The 19879-nt window shown below is 39.9% G+C and carries 18 protein-coding genes; all 18 read left to right on the top strand.

The features are described 5' to 3' along the window. Nucleotides 1-122 precede the first annotated feature (122 nt). A complete protein-coding gene (locus L1999_RS29905; protein ID WP_430539982.1) occupies nt 123-347 on the top strand; it encodes a DUF1660 family phage protein in 225 nt (74 codons plus the stop codon). Beyond that, the gene (locus L1999_RS20195) at nt 340-930 is read left to right on the top strand and encodes a terminase small subunit (RefSeq protein WP_235740205.1); all 591 of its coding nucleotides are present in this window, start codon (nt 340-342) and stop codon (nt 928-930) included. The genes L1999_RS29905 and L1999_RS20195 overlap by 8 nt, the downstream gene beginning before the upstream one ends. Beyond that, complete coding sequence (gene terL / locus L1999_RS20190; protein WP_235740204.1) at nt 902-2395, top strand: phage terminase large subunit; 1494 nt, start codon at nt 902-904, stop codon at nt 2393-2395. The genes L1999_RS20195 and terL overlap by 29 nt, the downstream gene beginning before the upstream one ends. A 4-nt stretch (nt 2396-2399) precedes the next feature. Continuing rightward, nucleotides 2400-2609: a hypothetical protein gene (locus tag L1999_RS20185; RefSeq protein WP_235740203.1), complete on the top strand. Its 210-nt coding sequence runs from the start codon at nt 2400-2402 to the stop codon at nt 2607-2609. 196 nt (nt 2610-2805) lie between these two features. Further along, nucleotides 2806-3471, top strand: coding sequence for an AP2 domain-containing protein (locus L1999_RS20180; protein ID WP_235740202.1), 666 nt, complete (start codon nt 2806-2808; stop codon nt 3469-3471). Nucleotides 3472-3652: 181 nt separating this feature from the next. Continuing rightward, nucleotides 3653-5281 carry a portal protein gene (locus L1999_RS20175; RefSeq protein ID WP_235740201.1) on the top strand — a complete coding sequence of 543 codons (1629 nt, stop codon included), beginning with the start codon at nt 3653-3655 and terminating at the stop codon, nt 5279-5281. A gap of 72 nt (nt 5282-5353) precedes the next feature. Next, a complete protein-coding gene (locus L1999_RS20170; RefSeq protein ID WP_235740200.1) occupies nt 5354-6145 on the top strand; it encodes a hypothetical protein in 792 nt (263 codons plus the stop codon). A 19-nt stretch (nt 6146-6164) separates the two neighbouring features. Beyond that, nucleotides 6165-6992 (top strand): N4-gp56 family major capsid protein, encoded by an 828-nt coding sequence (locus L1999_RS20165; protein WP_235740199.1) that lies wholly within the window; start codon nt 6165-6167, stop codon nt 6990-6992. A 14-nt stretch (nt 6993-7006) separates the two neighbouring features. Further along, nucleotides 7007-7141: a hypothetical protein gene (locus L1999_RS29690; RefSeq protein WP_275677141.1), complete on the top strand. Its 135-nt coding sequence runs from the start codon at nt 7007-7009 to the stop codon at nt 7139-7141. Nucleotides 7142-7202: 61 nt separating this feature from the next. After that, nucleotides 7203-8882, top strand: a complete 1680-nt coding sequence (locus L1999_RS20160) for an SGNH/GDSL hydrolase family protein (RefSeq protein WP_235740198.1) — start codon at nt 7203-7205, stop codon at nt 8880-8882. A gap of 40 nt (nt 8883-8922) precedes the next feature. Then, nucleotides 8923-9366 carry a hypothetical protein gene (locus tag L1999_RS20155; RefSeq protein ID WP_235740197.1) on the top strand — a complete coding sequence of 148 codons (444 nt, stop codon included), beginning with the start codon at nt 8923-8925 and terminating at the stop codon, nt 9364-9366. Continuing rightward, nucleotides 9366-10760, top strand: a complete 1395-nt coding sequence (locus L1999_RS20150; RefSeq protein WP_235740196.1) for a hypothetical protein — start codon at nt 9366-9368, stop codon at nt 10758-10760. The genes L1999_RS20155 and L1999_RS20150 overlap by 1 nt, the downstream gene beginning before the upstream one ends. A 39-nt stretch (nt 10761-10799) precedes the next feature. Then, the gene (locus L1999_RS20145) at nt 10800-12680 is read left to right on the top strand and encodes a DUF2460 domain-containing protein (protein ID WP_235740195.1); all 1881 of its coding nucleotides are present in this window, start codon (nt 10800-10802) and stop codon (nt 12678-12680) included. A gap of 13 nt (nt 12681-12693) precedes the next feature. Then, the gene (locus tag L1999_RS20140) at nt 12694-13323 is read left to right on the top strand and encodes a hypothetical protein (RefSeq protein ID WP_235740194.1); all 630 of its coding nucleotides are present in this window, start codon (nt 12694-12696) and stop codon (nt 13321-13323) included. A gap of 24 nt (nt 13324-13347) precedes the next feature. Next, the gene (locus tag L1999_RS20135; protein ID WP_235740193.1) at nt 13348-14610 is read left to right on the top strand and encodes an aggregation-promoting factor C-terminal-like domain-containing protein; all 1263 of its coding nucleotides are present in this window, start codon (nt 13348-13350) and stop codon (nt 14608-14610) included. A 57-nt stretch (nt 14611-14667) separates the two neighbouring features. Then, complete coding sequence (locus tag L1999_RS20130; protein WP_235740192.1) at nt 14668-15375, top strand: HNH endonuclease; 708 nt, start codon at nt 14668-14670, stop codon at nt 15373-15375. A gap of 35 nt (nt 15376-15410) precedes the next feature. Next, nucleotides 15411-19661: an LPD38 domain-containing protein gene (locus tag L1999_RS20125; RefSeq protein WP_235740191.1), complete on the top strand. Its 4251-nt coding sequence runs from the start codon at nt 15411-15413 to the stop codon at nt 19659-19661. A 4-nt stretch (nt 19662-19665) separates the two neighbouring features. Beyond that, on the top strand, nt 19666-19845 hold the full coding sequence (locus tag L1999_RS20120; RefSeq protein ID WP_235740189.1) for a hypothetical protein: 180 nt from the start codon (nt 19666-19668) through the stop codon (nt 19843-19845). Nucleotides 19846-19879 lie beyond the last annotated feature (34 nt).

The raw sequence follows: 19879 nt of genomic DNA, 5'->3' as shown, positions 1-19879 counted from the left end.
TTAAGGCGGTACTGCGTTGGGGGATGCGGTATCGTCTTTTTCTTTTGGCGTGCCTTCGGGCGGGTAAATTAAGCAACCTTAAAAGGCCAAAGGTGGGGGCTGTTGCTTATCATTAATTGTCCATGAGGTATTACGGTATCTTGTGGAGAGGAAATGAGGGAAAGGGTATGGCTTACAGAGCTTATATATATGAGAATAGAAACGTATTGATGTATCCAATATGCCGATTGTTCGGGCATAAATGGGAAAACAAGAAAGTTTCTATCTTAGGCTTTACCTGCGTTAAAGAATGTAAACGATGCAAGTCGTTTGTATATAGAAAAGCAATAAAGGGGGAAGGTGAATGAAGTGAAGCTAACAGCAAAACAACAAGCGTTTATAAAAGAGTACCTAATAGACTTGAACTCCACTCAAGCGGCTATTCGTGCTGGATATAGTGAAGCTACCGCCAAAGAAATAGGGTATGAGAACCTAACAAAACCTCACATTGCAGAAGCTATCCAGAAAGCTATGGACGAACGGTCAAAGAGAACGGAAATTACTCAAGATAGAGTATTGCAAGAGTTAGCGAAGGTTGGATTTGCAGATATAAAAGATTATTTGTCGTTTGAAACAAGCTTAACAACTGTAGGATATAACGACAAAGGCGAAAGAATAATTGACTATGCTCATGTTGTTACGTTAAAGGATAGCGAAACTGTTGATGGAGCTGTAATTAGTGAAGTTAGTTTAAAAGATGGTGCTCTAAAATTTAAATTACACGACAAAATGAAAGCTCTGAATGATATAGGCCGTCATTTAGGTTTATTTAACGATAAATTAGATATAGGCAATAAAGATGATAAACCATTCAAAACAAGCCATGACCTAAGCAAGCTTTCAGTCGAGGAGTTGAAGCAAATTGAATCTATCCTCTCTAAGGCTGAATGATATTAAAAGGGAATTGGCCCGTAAAAGCTATATTGATTATGTAGTTTATACACATGAAGGAAGATATAAGACAGCTCCTCACACTGAATTTATTGCCGGAGTGATTCAACAGGCAATAGATAAGAAGAAACAAATGAGGGAAGGGCTTATTCCTACCGAAAATCAGTATATTGCTCTAAACATGCCTCCCCGACATAGTAAGTCCATGACCATAACAGAAACGTTGCCCTCTTATTATCTTGGTCAATTTACAGAGGACCGAGTAATCGAGATATCATATAATGATACCTTTGCCCGGAAGTTTGGGAAGAAGAACAAAGAGAAGATAAGGCAATACGGCAAAGAGTTATTCAACATTGAAATAGCAAAAGACAGTTCAGCACATGACGAATGGGCATTGGATAACAACATAGGCGGCATGATTAGCCGAGGTGTGTTAGCTGGTATCACGGGTCAAGGTGCGGACTTAATGATTATAGATGATCCAATCAAGAACAGGGAAGAAGCGAACAGCGAAACGCACAGGGGAAAGATATGGGATGAATGGATAGACTCTTTTTCTACTCGTTTGCATCCTGGGGCCATTGTGATTCTCATACTGACAAGATGGCATGAAGATGATTTACAAGGCCGTTTACTCAATAGAGAATATGGTGAGCCGTTAAACTGGCAAGTATACAACTTTCCATTAGAAGCAGAAGAAAACGACATTATGGGTAGAAGCCCAGGGGAACCATTATGGCCCGAAAGATACGGCTATTCATTCATAGCAGAGAGAAAAAAATATCCTTCCAGCTTCAATGCTCTTTACCAGGGCAGACCAACAAGCCAAGAGGGTAACATTCTTAAGCGTGATTGGTGGCAATACTATGATGTACTGCCGACTATGCAGAAGAGAATCCTATCCGTGGATGCTGCCTTTAAAGATGAAGCAGACAACGACTTTGTAGCCATTCAAGTATGGGGCAAGACAAAGGCTGACATCTATTTGATTGACAACTTAAAAGCAAGACTCAACTTCCCGGCAACGTTGCAAGCCATCCGAAACATGCTAAAGAAACATCCTGGCATAGCTGGGAAGTATGTAGAGGATAAAGCAAATGGTCCGGCTATTATCTCCATGTTAAACAGAGAGATAGGTGGATTTATTAAAGTGAATCCTCAAGGCGGCAAGGTAGCGAGGGTAAATGCGGTATCTCCTTACATTGAAGCTGGTAATGTATTCTTACCACGACAAGCCGAATGGGTACATGATTTCGTAGAAGAAGCAGCCAGCTTCCCGAATGGAAAACATGACGACCAGGTAGATGCTATGTCACAAGCTTTAAATCGATTCATTTATCATAATGCAGAGATACCACCGGAACACGATCCAAATAACTTAACGACAGCCGAGAAACACGCTAAAGCGGTTAAACAAATGACAGGCGGCAAGCCGAAAGTATCACATTTTACAAAGTGGTGATTATATGGAATTCATTTACGGGCTACTGACAGCGGTAGTCTTTTTTATTGCGCTTTTATCCTTTTATTTTATCGGATACAAACAAGGCAACAAACAAACAAGCAAACCTCCTGATCTTGAAGAGGTACGCAAGGCAAAAGAAATGCGTAAAGGCTTTATGAACATGATGAACTATGATGTAGACAAAGCCTTACAGCGGAAGAAGGTGCAATAATTGTATAGCAATTCATACAAGGTCTTCTTAGCCGTTATTTTCGCTACAATCTTCTTGATAATTGGATACACAACAGGAAAATTCTAACCATTTGTGGTATAATTAAGTAGTGGGATAGGGTAGCTCCCGAACGTGAAAACTCCAATTCACTTCCCACCTCGTTATATTGGAGAATACACTGTGGAGAGTGTTATATATGACAAAACGAATCGACTTAACAGGTCAAAGGTTTGGAAGGTTGACGGTTATTAGATTTTCACACACTGACAAACGCTACAAAGTATATTGGGATTGTCAATGTGATTGTGGGAACGAAAAAACTATCGTGAGTTTTAACTTAACATCTGGAAAGACTCAATCATGCGGTTGTTTACATAAAGAAGTGGCGGCTGAGCGATTGTTAAAACACGGTAACGATAGGATAGGCAAAAGAACACGTGAATATGAAATATGGGTTCATATGATATCAAGATGTGAAAATATAAATGATAAGTCCTTTCCCGATTACGGAGGACGTAATATAAAAGTTTGTGATAATTGGCGAACCTCCTTTGAAAAGTTTCTTGAGGATATGGGAGAAAGACCAACAGATAAACATTCTATTGATAGAATTGATGTAAATGGTAATTACGAACCTTCTAATTGTCGATGGGCTACAAAAGAAGTTCAATCTAGAAACACAAGGGTATATAAAACAAATAAAACTGGTGTGAGTGGTGTCTACTTCAATAAGAAATTGAATAAATACCAAGCGAGAATTGCTGTGAATGGTAAACATATACACCTTGGTTGTTTCTTAACTCTTGAAGAAGCGGCAAATGCAAGACGAAAAGCAGAAGAAGAATACTGGAAGACCTCCTAAACGGGGGTCTTTTTTGTTGGAGGTGACATCTTTGAATGGTAATGAGAAGACTCCCGATTGGAAATTGTTTGAATCGGGAAAAAAATATAACAACAACTTAGTTCCAAGTTATTACGATACCGTGGATGCGAATTTAGAGTTTTACGCTGGTAATCAGTGGAGAAACCTGGATGCAGACAACATGCCTAAGCCTGTATTCAATATTATTAAGCGAGTAGTACAGTTTATGGTGGCTCAATTAATCAGTTCAAAGACAAAGCTACACTTTGAACCGTTGCTCAATGCGGATAATGGCGATAAACAGGTAGAGGATGAACCAACACCAGCCGATATTGCTAACTCAATGGTAAGCAATCTGTTTGAGAAGTTTAAGATGGATTTTCTTATTAAAGATGCGCTCACCGATGGAGCCAACACGGGCGATTATTGCGCTCATCTCTATTGGGATATCCACCAAAAGCCATACGGCAGCATGTACCCGATTGAGGGAGAAATAGCCTTAGAACTAGTTGACGGAACCAATGTCTTTCTAGGTAATGCCAACAATCCCAAAATGGATGCTCAACCTTATGTGATTATTGCAGGCCGTGACATGGTGAAGAACCTACAGGAAGAAGCGAAACTTCGCAAGCAGAATGAGCAAGAGATTAACTCCATTCAAGCTGATAAGAACTACAACGAGCAAGCAAGCGATAACGGAAAGCTTGAAGTGGATGCCGATGAATACGGCAAAGCACAATATATCATTGTCTATCGCAAAAAGAAGATTAAGAAACAGTCGCAGGGTCAGTTTGGCAATCCTACTGTAGAAGAAAGCTATACCATCACAGCTTCCAAGAGTGTAGAAAATGCCTATATCTACAAGGACATTGACACAGGGCTGCAATATTACCCGGTAGCATGGGGCAACTGGGAGCGACAAAAGAACACCTATCACGGCAGGGCGCTTGCTACAGGCTTATTGCCGAATCAAATTTACATTAACAGAAGCTTTGCTATGATTATGTATCATCTAATGATGACATCCTTTCCTAAAGCGGTCTATAACGCTGATATTATCGATATATGGGATAACGAAATTGGTTCAGCTATTGGAGTAAGCGGATTAGATCCAGGCGCAAACATCTCAAACATAGCCGGATATCTCAACCCAAGTAACATGAGCAATCAGATTATCCAATCCATCGAATTAGCCATGCAATATACCAAGGAAACCATGGGTATTAGTGACGTTGCCATGGGTGCAATCGAGAATCCAAAGAATACATCAGCTATTATTGCGGTCCAGAAGTCGAGTGCTATTCCTCTCGAAAATCCAAAGGCCAATTTATATGAATGGATAGAGGATATTGGAAGAATCTTGTTTGACATGATGGGTACTTACTACGGTGAACGGCCTCTAGTCGTGGATATTAGTGGACAGAAACAGCTTGTGACATACGATTTCAAGAAATTTAAAAGCCAATGGCTCAATGTTCGGGCTGATGTGGGCGAAAGCTCTTACTGGTCAGAGATTGCGAGCTTACAAACGCTTGATAGCTTGCTAGATAGAGAAAAAATAGATTTCATCGACTACTTAGAGCGTGTGCCAGATGAATACATCCCACAAAAACAGGAATTAATCAGCAAAATTAAAGAGCAAATGGCCCAACAAGAACAAATGGCAGCAGATCCACAAATGGCAATAGCTCAATTAACACCAGAAGAACAGCAAAAATTCTATGCGGCCCCACCAGAGGTCCAGCAACAGATATTAGCGCAGCTTCAACAACAATCACAACAGCCACAACAAACACCTCCAATGATGTAGGTGTTTTTATTTTGTCCTAAGCAAGACATTAAACTGCTCAACGTGCAACCATACACGGAAGGAGAATAACAAATGAATGAAGATATGATTTTACCAGAAGGATTCGAAATGCCAACAGAGGTGGAAACGGTAGAGGATACCACACCGACCGAACAAACCGAAGTAGAGACATTCGAACCACAAGAAACATTTGAAGAGCCAGAAGTTGAAGAAACCGGGGTACCTGATCCAAACTTCAAGTTGAAAATCAAATACAACAGCGAAGAAATGGAACTGGATGCAGACCGTGCTAGAGAACTGGCTCAAAAAGGAATGAACTATGACAAGGTTCAAGAGAAACTGCAGGCTCTTGAAACGGACCCAAGATTAAGTTTTATCGAAGACATAGCCAAAGACTACGGCATGACTCCTGATGAGTACATCGAAGCCGTGAGACAACAAAAAGAACAAGCAAGAATAGATGAATTAGTATCACAAAGCATTAGTGAAGAACTAGCCCAAGAAATGCTCGAGAATAAGAAATTCCGTGAACAGTATGAAGCGGAACAGAAAGCTAAAGCCGAAGAAGAGAAGAAAAACGCAGATTTTGCCGAGTTCTTCGATTACTTCCGTCAAGCGAATGGTCGTGAATATGTACCAGCAAACGATCAGATTCCCGACAATGTATGGGAAGCTGTCAATCAAGGAGTACCATTGAAATTTGCGTACATGTCACACGAAAACCAACAATTACGAAGTCAATTAACAGCCCTCAAACAGAATAAGGCGAACGCTTCAAAAGCTCCTGTCGGCAGTGTAACAGCGCATGGCGGCAACGAGATAGCGAGCGAAGATCCATTCTTAGCAGGGTTTGATTCCATTTAAAAAATAGGAGTGATAAACCATGGCAGTAAACTTAGCATCCAAATACAGCTCTAAAGTAGACGAGCGCTTTAAATTACAATCTTTCACAGAATCCGTTATTAATCAGAACTACGATTGGGATGGAGTAAACTCTGTAACTGTTTACAGTGTTGCTACAGCACCAATGGGCAACTATACCACTACAGGTAACTCTCGTTATGGTACAGCGGCAGAACTTGACAACACGACACAAACAATGGTGTTAAGTCGTGACCGTTCATTCACTTTCACTATTGATCGCAAAAACAACCAAGATACACAAATGGTTATGGAAGCAGGCAAGGCGCTTGCTCGTCAAATCGATGAAGTGATCACACCGGAAATCGACATCTACCGTTTAGCGGCTATGTCAGCAGCTGGTATTGCAGCAGGAAACACAGCTACAGTAGCAATCACAGCTTCTAATGCTTACGCTAAGTTCCTAGATGCTGGCGCAGTATTAGACGAGAAAAAAGTTCCGGTTGCTGGCCGTGTAGCTTTCGTTACACCAGCTTTCTATAACTTTATCAAACTAGATCCTACTTTCACAAAAGCGACTGAAATCGCTCAAAATATGTTAATCAAAGGCCAAGTTGGGGAAATCGATGGTGTGAAGATTGTTAAAATTCCGTCCACGTATCTTCCTGCTAACACAGCTTTCTTGTTAACTCATCAGATCGCTACAGTAGCACCGAAGAAGTTGCAGGACTACAAAACACACGACAACCCTCCTGGCATCAATGGCTGGTTAGTAGAAGGTCGTCTGCGTTACGATGCGTTCGTACTAAACAACAAAGCAAATGCAATCTATGTTCATAAAATCGCTTAATGAGGTGAAATAGCATGGCCAAGAAAGAAGAAGTAAAAGAGTATCCGAAAGTATTTGTGATCGAGGTTGAAGGTGTACAACATGAGCTAATTGCCCGTGATGACATTCAAGCAGAGGCCTTCCGTTCACAAGGATTTAAAGAGAAGTAATTGGAAGGGGAAGTGGGGCTCATGCTTTGCTTCCCTCTTTTTTTATGAAAGGGGGATAATCATGGGGAAAACTGATTGGGATGTTGTCACTAATTATTCGGATGCTGTTACGACTGCTTTAAAAACAGTAACCTTCCCGAAAGTGCAAGAACAGGTTTATTTGAGGAACCAAGGTAACGCAAACCTCACCTATACGATTGGTTCACAGTCTGGAACATTGACACCAGGGCAGAGCGTGACAGTCAATCAAGATGTTAGCTCGTTTACTCTTCAAGCGACAACAGGAACACATACCTTTGAAGTGAGGGCGAAAGAAAAAGGTACCGAAATTTCTTACCAAGATCCTGACATACTCACTAATGTAGTCAAGCAAGGGGTTATTTCTCCCATTGGCTTCAGAGATTTAAGCGTATCTCAAGGGTCAACAGGAAGAAGCAACACGAATCAAACCACCACATCAAGAGTGCGGATATTCCCTAAATACGATTGTCAAGACTTGATATTAGTCTTTACAAACCTGTATCGATTGAATGGAAATACACTTGCTGCCAATACCAACTCTATAACAGTTAAGGCTTCGCTTGAAATCAACGGTACTTTAATACCTGTATTTTTCAATGCAAAGCGTAATGTAACCATTGAAGGAGGGGGAGCGGTACATAGTGATCCTATCGGCTGTCTCATTTCTCCTAGTGATACAGTGTGTGTAAGAACCTATGCCGATGCCGGAGCAAGCGGATATTTGCCAACAACGATTTCATTGCAGCAGATTGGGAGCTTTATTGAAGGTTTTTCAACCGGGGCAGACTTAACAGACAGTGGAACCGTGGCGAACATTTCAGGCGGTTCACAATCGGCCTACACACCTACTACGGTATACGGAAAAGTGAAAAATAGTCTAAAATCCTATATTTTAGCCGGGGATAGCATTATGGATGGAAGTGGAGACATTCCACAATTAACCGGAAACAGCGGATTTGTGGCAAGAAGGTTATTTAACGACAAGATCGGGTATACCAAAATTGCGTTAGGTGGAGAAACAACAACTTCATTTCTGCAATATTTACACTTAAGAACACCATTAATTAAGAATCACACGGGGGTTATTTGTGATTATGGCATTAACGATGTTTTAGGCGGTTCGACCATAGCGGCCACACAAGCGAATTTGCTGAAAATCTGGAAGTATTTCGCTGCTAAAGGATTGGATGTTTACCAAACAACCCTCACACCAAGAACAACATCAACTGATAACTGGTTGACATTAGCCAACCAAACCATTTCAGCCCAGGAAAATGTAAGGCTTGCAATTAATGCGTGGTTAAGAGATACATCATCGAATGGTGCGGTAGCTCAAAGCGGTGGAGATCTGCTGAAAGTGCTGGATTCGGCTGCTATGGTAGAGAATAATGGGAAATGGATCGAGTTTTCAAATCCTCTTTTCAGCGGAACGGTGCAAAGCGCAGCGGCTGGAAGTATCACAGATACAAACTTATCCTCTGTTATTACGGCTAATGTTTTATCTAATAATGCGATTGTTAAAATTACAGGTGGAACAGGCGCAGGACAGCAAAGGACCGTTTCATGGCATACCAACGCAACCACTTTAAACATGAGCGCTAACTGGACAGTAACACCGGATGCCACTTCTACTTATCAGGTATTCTATATCCCAACGGTAGACGGTACACATCCGAGTGCTAAATGCCATGATTTAATGTCACAAGCAATTAATATCTAACAGGGCCGGGAACGGTCCTATTTTTTATGGAGGTGATCGGATGATTACAGCCCAAGACGTATTTGCTACAGCCATGAATCTCATGGATGAAGAAAGTGAGGATGGAACCTATACAGGCTATCCCGATGAATATAAACAGAAATCATGGCCTATTCTAACGCTCTTACAAGCGGAAATATTGCCAGCTTCGGTTGCTCCTGCGGTGATTACCGACAAAACAAGCGTGTTATTGGTGGATGATCGCACGGGATTAACCGTCTTACCGTATGGACTAGCGGCTCATTTACTTCTGAATGAGGACCAAAACAGAGCAGCTTATTTCAATAACCGTTATGACGAGCTAAAACGAAGGAAAAAGGCGGTTATTACCAAGATTCAAGATGTCTATGGCATTGTAGCGAGTGAACAAACCACTACAACAACGACAAACACAAATAAAGACATTGATTTTAACGAAATCGACTTTGATGGTGGTGAGTTTTAATGGGGTTAAAACTTCCTAGAGGTCCAGAAGAACGAGTGGATTTACTGGAAAACGGACAAGTGAAATGGACAGAAGACACAGGAAAATTGATTATTGGCGGCCCAGATGGAAATAACGAAATGGCTAATCAAAAGGCGGTCGATTCGCTCAATATTGAAATAGATAACGCCCGTGGGGGATTACCTTCCTTGCAGGATCGTTTAGATGCAGTTGATTTGTCTTTGGCGGATAAGGCGAGTCAAACAGATTTAAACACAACAAATATAAATGTGACACAAATTTCTAATCGAATGAATGGTCATTTTATCAATGTGTTATATCCACCAGCCCCACTAGCTGCGTTAAATGGGAACGGACAACCGGAAAATATGGCAAATGTTCAAGCTATTTTCGATTCGATTAAAAACACTGGTGGTATCATCTTTTTTCCGGGTAATAAGCGTTATGTTTTTACTTCAACGATTACCCTATATGATGGAATAACTGTTTTAGGTGTAGGTAAAAACCCAACAAATGGATACCCTACTATTTTAGATTTTAAAGCCATTACCGGAACAGACTCATGTTTCTACATGAATGGTGCTAGTGATATAACCTTAAAAGATTTTTATATGTATGGCACTACTACAGGCAGCGGAAACGATATTCAAATGGTTGGTTATTGTCGTAGGATTAATATAGAGAATATTATCCTTAATACAAAAACAACGGGTTATGGTATTGGGGTTGTTTCGAGTCTTATCACATCATTTTGGAAAAATGTTTTGGTAACCGGTGCAGGAACAGGGTTTTTCATTGGTACTGCTAGTACATCCGTTAGTTTATATAACTGTTATGCGAACTATTGTACTCAATATGGATATAACATTGAAGGTACTTATTGTAGTTTACACTCTTGTGCATCAGACTATAACAATCTTTATGGGTATGTTTTACAAAATGCTAATCAAGTTGGACTTTATTCATGCGGTGCGGAAAGTAATGTTAGAGAAGGAATTTTAATTCTCAATGCAACCGGGATTGATGTAATGAGTTTTCGCTCTCATGCCAATAATACAGGGGCTAGCACGTTTTATCCATCATTTATGGATATTCAAAATTCAAATAAAATTTTACTTTCCAACTGTCAAGATAGTTCGCCTAACGCATCAACTACTTATTCGCTTACTTCTACTACAACCAATAGCGGTTCAAGCATTGTAATTTTGAATCCTAACTTCGGAAAAGCGATTCATAGTAGGTTGTTAAATGTTCCGAGAATTGATGGTTCTGTTTATCCGGGTGTTATTGACGGTGCTAATGTTGGAAACAATTCTTTATTTATTGATAGTGCTGACAACGCATTAAAGTTTAAAAATAGTGCTGGTGTAGTTAAAACTATTACAGTAACTTAATGAACGATTGGAACAAAAGACGAAGAAAGGAGGGTTTACATGGCGCAAATGAGTTTTAACGCTGTCACACCTTCTCTTTTGCGATTAGAACCATTCCGGGGAATTGATGTATCCGGCACATCTACCCAAATAGACGATCACCAAAGCCCTGATATGCTCAATATGAACATAGACGAGCGAGGATCACTTAATAAACGTACAGGGTACGAGAGAGTGTATTCAGATACGTTAGGCCCTGGTAAGATTAATGGCATTTATGAGTATAAAAAATCAAATAGCACAACAGAGTTTCTAATCGCTCACACGACAAAGCTATACAAACAATCGGGAAACAATCAACCTGTACTGGTTTATACAGGGTTAGCAGATGCAAACGTACACTTCTTTAGCATGAATTACACCTGTTACATTTTAGATGGTGCTAACTTCCTGGTATATGACGGTATTCAAGTAAGAACGCACACGGCCTATGTTCCGACCATTCAAATGTCTAAAGATCCGGCTGGCGGTGGTACAGCCTATGAGGATTTCAACTTAATAGGCAATCTTTTTAAAGATAGCTTTAGTGGTGATGGTACAGCAACAGTCTATAAATTGTCTTTAAACAATCTGGATTCTACACCTGTTACAGCAACCATCGGCACTTCCATAATGGCAGAAGGTTCAGGCTTTACCGTAGACCGACTAAATGGAAAAGTTACCTTTACGACAGCACCAGCAAAAGGAACAAATAACGTCATTATCCAAGCAGGGAAAACTGTATCCGGCTTTCCCGAAAAGATAAAGAATTGTACATTTTCCGTGGCTTTTGGCGGTGCCAATGATACAAGAATCTTCCTATCAGGTAATCCCAACATGCCGGAATATGCGTTTAGAAGTGGTTTATATGATCCTTCCTACTGGCCGGAGAATGGATTCTATAAATACCCTGAACGAGTTCGGGGGTTCTCGAAACAATATGATTATTTAGTCGTCCATCGGGAAGGCGGTATTCATCAAATCACCTATTCATCCAGTGATACAGGAACCGTCAGTTTCCCTTCTAAGCCGATTAACGATGAAGTGGGAACGATTGCTACCCAAAGTATCCAAATCATCGAGAACAACCCTGTATTCCTTTCTAAAGATGGGGTTTACATGCTTACTGCTTCCAATATACGGGATGAAAGGAACGTCACACATATTTCCTTGACCGTGGACAGAAAATTATTACTTGAATCCGGCTTAGATCAGGCCGTTTCGATAGATTATGATAAAAAATATTGGTTAGCCATGAATGGTATGGTTTATATTCTGGATTATGCTCAAAAGACAGACATTACACCATACGGCAAATGGTACATTTACGATAATATTCCGTCGTCATGCTTCTTAGAGAAGGATGGCTTTTTATATTTCGGCAGTTCAAAGGATGGGCTAGTGTACCGATTCCATAAAGAAAATGAAACTGGCAATTCTTATAACGATGATGGAGCGGCTATTAATGCTTATTGGAAATCTAAACCGTTAACCTTTGGAACCGAAGAACACTACAAAACGGTGGATAGTCTGTATATTGGCTTAAAACCAGCCGGGGCCACAAGCGTTCGTTTCTCCTATGAAACAGACAAAAGTCAAGGCGGAGGAAGGGATGTCAGGACCAAAGTATTTGATTTTAATTCCATCGACTTTGCCGACTTTTCTTTATATACCCAGGCCTATGATGAAAGCTTTGTGATTTTTAACTTGTTCGACTTTGGAAATGTAGATTTCAATAACTTTACATTCCAGTTTTCCCCGTTTCCAAAGGAATTAAAAAAGAAGTTGAAAGCAAAAAGAGTTACTCATTTTCAATTATCGGTTGCAAATGACCAAATGAATGAGAGTTTAACGGTATTATCTTTAGTCCTTAAATACCAAATTCTCAATTTTATACGATAGCGAGGGGATCTAAATGGCATTTGAAAAATTAGATAGTTTTAGTAAAAGGGTGTCCGATTTAGCGGATAAACCGTCCTTAACTCCATCAGCCTTGAAAGCTCAATTCGATGCAGCACCGGAAGAGTTAAGAAACAGTTTTAATGCTTTGATTGATGCCCTTAAAAAGACAACAGCAGGCGATAGCGGAGCAAAAAACATTGGGGTGTCAACTGTTACCGGAGTTAATGGCACCGACATACAGACGATCCTTGCAAGTATAGGAACTAAACTTGGAGATCTAACAGCTACAACGGGGTCGAACGAAAACGGAAGTTATGTCAAGCTTGCAGACGGAACACTCATTCAATGGTTTAATGTGACGTTTTTAGCGAATGATATCCCGTGGAGTACTGTGAGTGTTGCAGGCTCAACGTATTATTTCACAGCCACTACCTGGAATTTCCCTTACAGTTTTGTTACTGGCTCTATTATTTCTGTTCACTGTTCGGGCGATATTCCAACAGCCGGAATTGAACAACATAAAGCGTATAAGCCATCCATTACGAGCTGTTCTGTAGAGCAAGGTGTATTAGGCACCAATCCTACTACACTTGGCGCAACGACTGTTTATAAGAGTTTATTAGCCATTGGAAGATGGAAGTAATCAAAAACCAAAGGAGGGATTCTTATGGTGTTATTAGGAAGTAACGGTGAGAAGTATATCCCACCTTCCATGCCGGCATATAAGCCGGCTCCTGCGAAAGTAGCAGCAAAAAAGCCAAAAAAGCCAGCGACAACAACAGTTAAGCCTAGTTCGAGAGTTGTTTCAAGCAGATATGTGACAACACCAACAACCAGCTATAACACAAAGCCTACAACGACAACGACGAAGCCAACAACAACAGCTTCGCCTAATTTATCAACATTAACGAATAATTATCTTACCCAATTAACAGCTAATACAAATAAGGTTTATGACCAACAAAAAACAGCTACATTGGCACAAATGAAAGCAGATCAACAAGCAGCAGTAGCTAAGTTAAATGGTCAGAAAAAAGATACTGCCGTTTCTTATCAGGGACAAAGGAATCAAGCAGATGTGGTAGCGGCTCAAAATGTTCAGAAGTTGCGAGAATTAATGGCGGCTAATGGGTTAAATGCTTCCGGGGAGAACGTCACAGCTCAAGCTTCTGCCAATTCAGACAGACAAGGCGCTATAAATGCCTTGAATTTGCAAGAACAATCAGCGATCCGAAACATCAATGACCAAATCAATGATGTGAACAATCCAGCGAAACAACAAGCGGCCTTAGCTCAAATTGAAGCGCAACGCTCCCAAGCTTTGTTAGATGCAAAGAACAATGCACAAGAAAAAGCTTGGAGAGAATACACCTATAACAACATGAGCGCAGCTGAAAAAGCCCAACTTGAATGGGCTAAACAACAGTACGGTGAAGATGCAGCTTGGAGAATGTACGAACTTCAATACAGTACAGCAGCATCAACAGCACAATCACAAGCAGAGGTGAATGCCTACACGGGGGGTAATGCCACCACAACAGGTGGCGGAACAGCAAAAGTAAGCGGCCCGGCATCATTCCAAACTCATATGCAAACAGCTATAAAAAGAGGTGTCCCGGCAGAATGGGCACCTCTTTTGAGTGAGATTGTGCGAAGGGAATCATCTTATAATCCATATGCAAAAAATCCAACCAGTACGGCTTATGGTTACGGGCAATTCTTAACATCCACTAGAAACAATTACGAAAAGAAAACAGGCTTAGATTATAATGACCCGGTTAACCAATTAATCATGATGTATCAATATGTGAAGGATCGCTACGGCAGTCCTCAAAACGCATTGAACTTCTGGAATAAGAACCATTGGTACCTTTTACCGTTGTTAACAGGAGTATCATTGCTTAGTAAGTTTGTTCTAAATATCTTCTAGTTTTCACTGGTTTTTATTCCAAATATCTGTTATACTGTATATAAGGAGATGATAAAGTTGAAAGAAATAAAACTTTATGACGGCAGTATAACAGTTGTGGATGATGAAGACTTCGAAAAGTATGGTAACTACAAATACTATTCCAATGGTAAAGGTCATGTATATCGGAATGGAGAAAAAGGCACCATGTATCTTCATAGAGAAATAATGAACGCTCCTGATGGAATGATAGTGGACCATATAAACGGGGATAAGTTAGATAATCAAAAAAGCAATCTAAGAATAGCGACACCTAGACAGAATCAATTTAATAAAAGAAAAACAGGTAAAGAAACATCATCGATATATAAGGGTGTATGTTGGATTAAAAAAACAAGTGCCTGGTTATCATCTATTAGAATAGATGGAGTGAGAACAAACTTAGGGTATTATGAAACAGAGGAAGCTGCAGCGATAGCTTATAATGAAAAAGCAAAAAGTTATCATGGTGAATTTGCAGTTTTAAATGATGTTCCTTTTGATCCTGAATGGGAGAGTAAAAGATTCCCTGACAGACGGAACAAAAATGGAAAATCAAAATATGTAGGCGTCTCTTATCGGTCTAAATATGACGATTGGCAATGTCACATTAGGGTGAATAAGGTTAATATGTATCTAGGGATATTTAACACCGAAGAAGAAGCTGCAGAAGCATATAACGAAGCGGCAATTAAATATCGTGGTGAAAAAGCAAAATTAAATAAAATTGACGAAAGGAGCAGTTAATCTGCTTCTTTTTACTTTATTAAGGCGGTGCAAAGATGGCCTTTGATGAAAATAAGTATAAAAGCATATTTGAGAGTAGATTTGGCTCCGGTTCTTATGAATCGGGGCTTGCTAATGCTCGTAAGATGGGGCAGCTAAAGGCTCAAGCAAAAATTGCTAAAGCTTCTTATGATGATTATGTAAGTGAACAAAAAAAGAAATCATCTAAGAAAACCTATTCCGATGCAGTTTCTTTTTGGAATGACCCAACAAACTCTGATGAATTGCGTAAAAAAGGCATGTATCGGACGGAAGAAGAGATACGAAACGATCCCCAAAAGCAAGAATATATTAAAAGTCAAGGATATACCGTTGATGAATTTATCGATGCTATGTATAACGCAGGCACTAAAGGGGATTCACGTTCTAAAAGGGAATATAACCAAAAGAGCAAGAAAAATAATCAAAACACTAAAGAATATGACTATATGAATCCCACTTCGATTATTCCTCTTGCTGGTGCAAAAAAGAAAACAACTAAGAATAAAGATTCTGTATGGTCCGACTTGAAAAACTTCGTCACAGGAAAAGATACCGATGGTGACGGGAAACCTAATGGATTAGGAAAAGCTCTTGAAATCATTGATCGTCCAGGTGATGCCGTTCGTACTGGAATTAAAGAAAAAATAGAAGGCGGCTCTTTTTGGCAAGGTGCGAAAGATGGCTTTACCGGAAAGAAAGACACATCCGGCACAGAATTAAATAAATCATTAGGTTTTGATCCTACAACCGATTCAAAAGATAAAAAGATTGCTAATTCAATTGGTAAAATTGCGATGGCTGCAGGTCCGACAAAGCTTATTACTCCTTTCTTGCCTAAGCCAGTAAAAGAGAAAGTCGCAACGCAAGTAGGCACAGAATTACCTGGAATGGGTTCAGAGATTGCTTTAGATCCTCTTAACCTTGTTGGTCCAGGAGTGGCAAAAGGAGCGACTAAGGGCCTTCAATTAGCTTCTGAAACAGCTATGAGAAGAATGGTGCCAACATCGGGCGAAGTATTAAACACAGTTTCTAATGCTGCAAGAACCGATATGATACCCAAACCTTTACCATCGATTGAACATAACTCTAATAAACTGTATGGCAACTTACTAAATGACTTGCAATTAAGAAATAATCCTGCTTCCACGCTACAACCGGGATTAAATAACTTTAGGCAAGCCGAACAAAGTCCATTATCAATTAATCCTGTACAATTACCAACAGCACCAAGCGAGTTAAACGCTGCCCCAATGAGTCAAGAGTTTCAAAATGCCGTTCAAGCGCAATATGAATATCTTAAAAACTCTATGGGTAAAGGTGTAGATTATGGTACAACAGGAACAGGGTTAGGGAACTTTAGAGAAGTGAACGGCTCATTTAGTGTTAGTCGTAATCCTCAATGGTACCAAGATTTTTATAAACAATATGGACGAAAACCAAACAACCAAGAATTAATGCAATTGGCTGAGCAACATGTAAAAGAGGGCTTTCAAGATGAATTAGGAAGTCTCCCAGCATGGCAGCCGGAAGAGGTTCAAGCGATTGACGACCAAATTAATGAAATTACAGCTTTAATGCAGCAGAATCCCGAACAGGAAGCGGTCTTTAAGCCAATCTTAGATGGATTACAAGAAGATAGGGCGGCAGCATTAAAAAAAAGTGAAAACATCTCCCCTGGTACACTAAAAGCAGGCAGAGACTATGAACCCATTACAAGCGGTTCAGAGAAAGAACCGAATCTTGCCCCGGTAGCGAGAGAATTGTTAGACTCCCAAAGGCAAACGAGCGGGGATCTTAGCTCTTTCCGTGGCAAAGTAAACCGGGAACCAGTGAAAGAAAAGTCTAATTTCTTATCTAATCTTCGCACGCAATTTGTTGATGATATGGCACCTTTAGAACATTTAGAAAAAAACATAACAGGAAAAGTCGATAGTGCGGAGAATAGTTTATATAAGCAAGCGAGATTGTTTAAGGGAAGTCCAGAAAAAGCACATTTGCTTGTTCAGGAAGAATTGCAGCCACTTTTCAAAGATTTACAAGCGCACGGAATTGATTCAAAGGACTTAGGCGATTACGCTTTAGCTGTCCATGCGAAGGATGTTAACGCAAAGGGGATCAATTCAGGCTTTACCAATGCGGAGATTGAAGATACAATTTCACAACTTGGCTCACCTCAAATGGAAGCGGCAAGAAAGAAACTGCTAACCGTTAATAACAATGTCTTAGATACACTTAAACAGGGCGGCATTATTAGCGATGCACAATTACAAGGGATGAAAGAAAAATGGCCTAACTATGTTTCTTTGTTCCGTTCCTTTGATGATGATAAAATCGATTTTTCAAATGGAATCAGCAAAGCCTTGGCCAATGCTTCAAGCCCGATTAAAAAACTTGAAGGTTCTAATCGTCAGGTTATCGATCCATTGGAAAGCGTCGTTAAAAACATTTTCAAAGCTACTAATACAGTGGATAGAAACAGAGTCGCTTCACAAATTGGAAAACTGGCTGAAAAAGACACAGATGGTGCGTTTATTCGCAAGCTAGACAACAAAGACGATACAAGCCGATTAAATGTAGTTAGTGTCATGGAAGAAGGTAAAAAGGTTAAATACGAAGTACCTCCCGAAGTGTATAAAACTTTGATGAATTTAGACAAAGAATCATCGAATACACTGATAAAGATACTTCAAAAACCAGCTTCTTTATTACGGGCCGGAGCTACGTTAACACCTGAATTTAGCTTAAGAAACCCAATGCGTGACGTACCGAATGCCTTTGTAGTATCAGAGTCAGGTTTTAATCCTTTGGTTGATTTTCCTGTGGGATTGTGGCAATCTATTTGGAAAGGTAGAACTGTCAAAATAGGGAATAAGGAATTTAAAACAGCCGGGGATCTTTACAAACAATTCATTAAAGAAAATGGCGGTTATGGTAATATCGTATCAATGGACCGAAAACTTCACCAAGAAACATTAAAGAAAGCCTTAACCGAAGTAAATGCTAACTATGTTGATGTTTTGGATCCAAAGACATATACTTCATTGTTAAAACGTTATAAGAATCCCGTAAATATTCTTAGAAAGTTAGCAGATACGAGTGAAACAGCCACGAAAGTCGGAGAGTTTAGAGCTGCTACACGTTCAGGGGCAAGTCCACAAGAAGCGGCATACAGAGCAAGAGATATTATGGACTTTGGCCGTGCTGGAACTAGTATTCGTGAAGCTAATAAAGTTGTAGCCTTTTTGAATGCGAATATCCAGGGTAAAAGTAAGCTATTGAGGGCATTTAAACAGAATCCGGCTAAATTTTCAGGAAAAGCGGTTGTAGCGGTCACACTTCCTACACTTGCGGCAAAGTATGCACAAAGTCAATTCGCTAATGAGAAACAAAAAGGAATTATTGACGATGCCCCTCAATGGTTAAAGGATACTTTTTGGTTATTGCCTATTCCGGGTACTAATCAAATTGCCCGTGTTCCCAAACCGTTTGACTTAGCTTTCGCTTTCTCTAACACCTTTGAAAGAGCTATCGATTTTGCATTTAAACACGATAAAAACGCTTTTGATGGATTTCTCAAACAAGGACTTTCTCAAGCTTCTATCCCAGTTATGTTGACAGGTATTGCACCGATGATCGAAGGGATGGCGAATTACTCTTTCTTTAGACAAGGGCCGATTATTCCTAAAAGAGAAGAGAACCTAAATTACCCAGATCAATATGATATTAATACATCAGAAGTGGCTAAACTAGCTGGCAAGGGTATTAATAAGTTAACAGGTGGTCAAGGTTCATTTAAAAATTTCGGTTCACCTAGAGTTATTGACAACACCATTCAAGGCTTTTCGGGTGGAAGTGGAACGTATGTTACTAATGCGATTGATTGGATTTTAAAATCAAGTGGATTAGTAGAAAATTCAGTAGAAAAACCAGCAAAAAGCATCGACCAAAAACCATTAGCTAAGGCGTTTCTCGTTAACCAATCTTCTTCGGGCCAATCATTAGATGATCTATACACGTTAAAAGACCGTCTTACTGACGAAAGAGGTTCAGCTAAACAGAATAACGAACCATTCAGAAAAGAATCTGAATATAAAGCAGTTGATGATTTTACAAAATCCATTGGCGATATTAGTAAACAGATTCGGATGATTGAAAACTCTAGAAATTATACGGCTGAACAGAAAAAACAAATGATTGACTCCCTTATTCAAAAAAGAAATAGCCTTTCTCGTCAAGCTATGGAAAGACTACGAAATCAGGAGTGATAACATGGCATGGTATCATTGGGTAGCCGTGTACTGCATCATCATAGGTGCGACTTTATTTACCATCATATCTCCTAAACCTTTATGGTTATGGGGCGTGATTGCATTATTAATTATTGTTGGTATTGGATTAGGGTTATTATTACCTCATAAAGAGGATAAATACGCTAAGAAAGAGGGCTGATTATTCAGTCCTCTTTTTATTTGGGGAGGCGCTA

The organism is Neobacillus drentensis (genome assembly GCF_021560175.1).
In the GTDB taxonomy this organism is placed as follows: Bacteria; Bacillota; Bacilli; order Bacillales; family Cytobacillaceae; genus Neobacillus; species Neobacillus drentensis_A.
This window is presented reverse-complemented; position numbering and strand designations above follow the sequence as displayed.

What these genes read in the sequence shown, in the direction of transcription:
- L1999_RS29905 (WP_430539982.1), top strand. Translation starts at nt 123, where the DNA reads ATGAGGTATTACGGTATCTTGTGGAGAGGAAATGAGGGAAAGGGTATG.
- L1999_RS20185 (WP_235740203.1), top strand. Translation starts at nt 2,400, where the DNA reads ATGGAATTCATTTACGGGCTACTGACAGCGGTAGTCTTTTTTATTGCG.
- L1999_RS20180 (WP_235740202.1), top strand. Translation starts at nt 2,806, where the DNA reads ATGACAAAACGAATCGACTTAACAGGTCAAAGGTTTGGAAGGTTGACG.
- L1999_RS20175 (WP_235740201.1), top strand. Translation starts at nt 3,653, where the DNA reads ATGCCTAAGCCTGTATTCAATATTATTAAGCGAGTAGTACAGTTTATG.
- L1999_RS20170 (WP_235740200.1), top strand. Translation starts at nt 5,354, where the DNA reads ATGAATGAAGATATGATTTTACCAGAAGGATTCGAAATGCCAACAGAG.
- L1999_RS20165 (WP_235740199.1), top strand. Translation starts at nt 6,165, where the DNA reads ATGGCAGTAAACTTAGCATCCAAATACAGCTCTAAAGTAGACGAGCGC.
- L1999_RS29690 (WP_275677141.1), top strand. Translation starts at nt 7,007, where the DNA reads ATGGCCAAGAAAGAAGAAGTAAAAGAGTATCCGAAAGTATTTGTGATC.
- L1999_RS20160 (WP_235740198.1), top strand. Translation starts at nt 7,203, where the DNA reads ATGGGGAAAACTGATTGGGATGTTGTCACTAATTATTCGGATGCTGTT.
- L1999_RS20155 (WP_235740197.1), top strand. Translation starts at nt 8,923, where the DNA reads ATGATTACAGCCCAAGACGTATTTGCTACAGCCATGAATCTCATGGAT.
- L1999_RS20150 (WP_235740196.1), top strand. Translation starts at nt 9,366, where the DNA reads ATGGGGTTAAAACTTCCTAGAGGTCCAGAAGAACGAGTGGATTTACTG.
- L1999_RS20145 (WP_235740195.1), top strand. Translation starts at nt 10,800, where the DNA reads ATGGCGCAAATGAGTTTTAACGCTGTCACACCTTCTCTTTTGCGATTA.
- L1999_RS20140 (WP_235740194.1), top strand. Translation starts at nt 12,694, where the DNA reads ATGGCATTTGAAAAATTAGATAGTTTTAGTAAAAGGGTGTCCGATTTA.
- L1999_RS20135 (WP_235740193.1), top strand. Translation starts at nt 13,348, where the DNA reads ATGGTGTTATTAGGAAGTAACGGTGAGAAGTATATCCCACCTTCCATG.
- L1999_RS20125 (WP_235740191.1), top strand. Translation starts at nt 15,411, where the DNA reads ATGGCCTTTGATGAAAATAAGTATAAAAGCATATTTGAGAGTAGATTT.
- L1999_RS20120 (WP_235740189.1), top strand. Translation starts at nt 19,666, where the DNA reads ATGGCATGGTATCATTGGGTAGCCGTGTACTGCATCATCATAGGTGCG.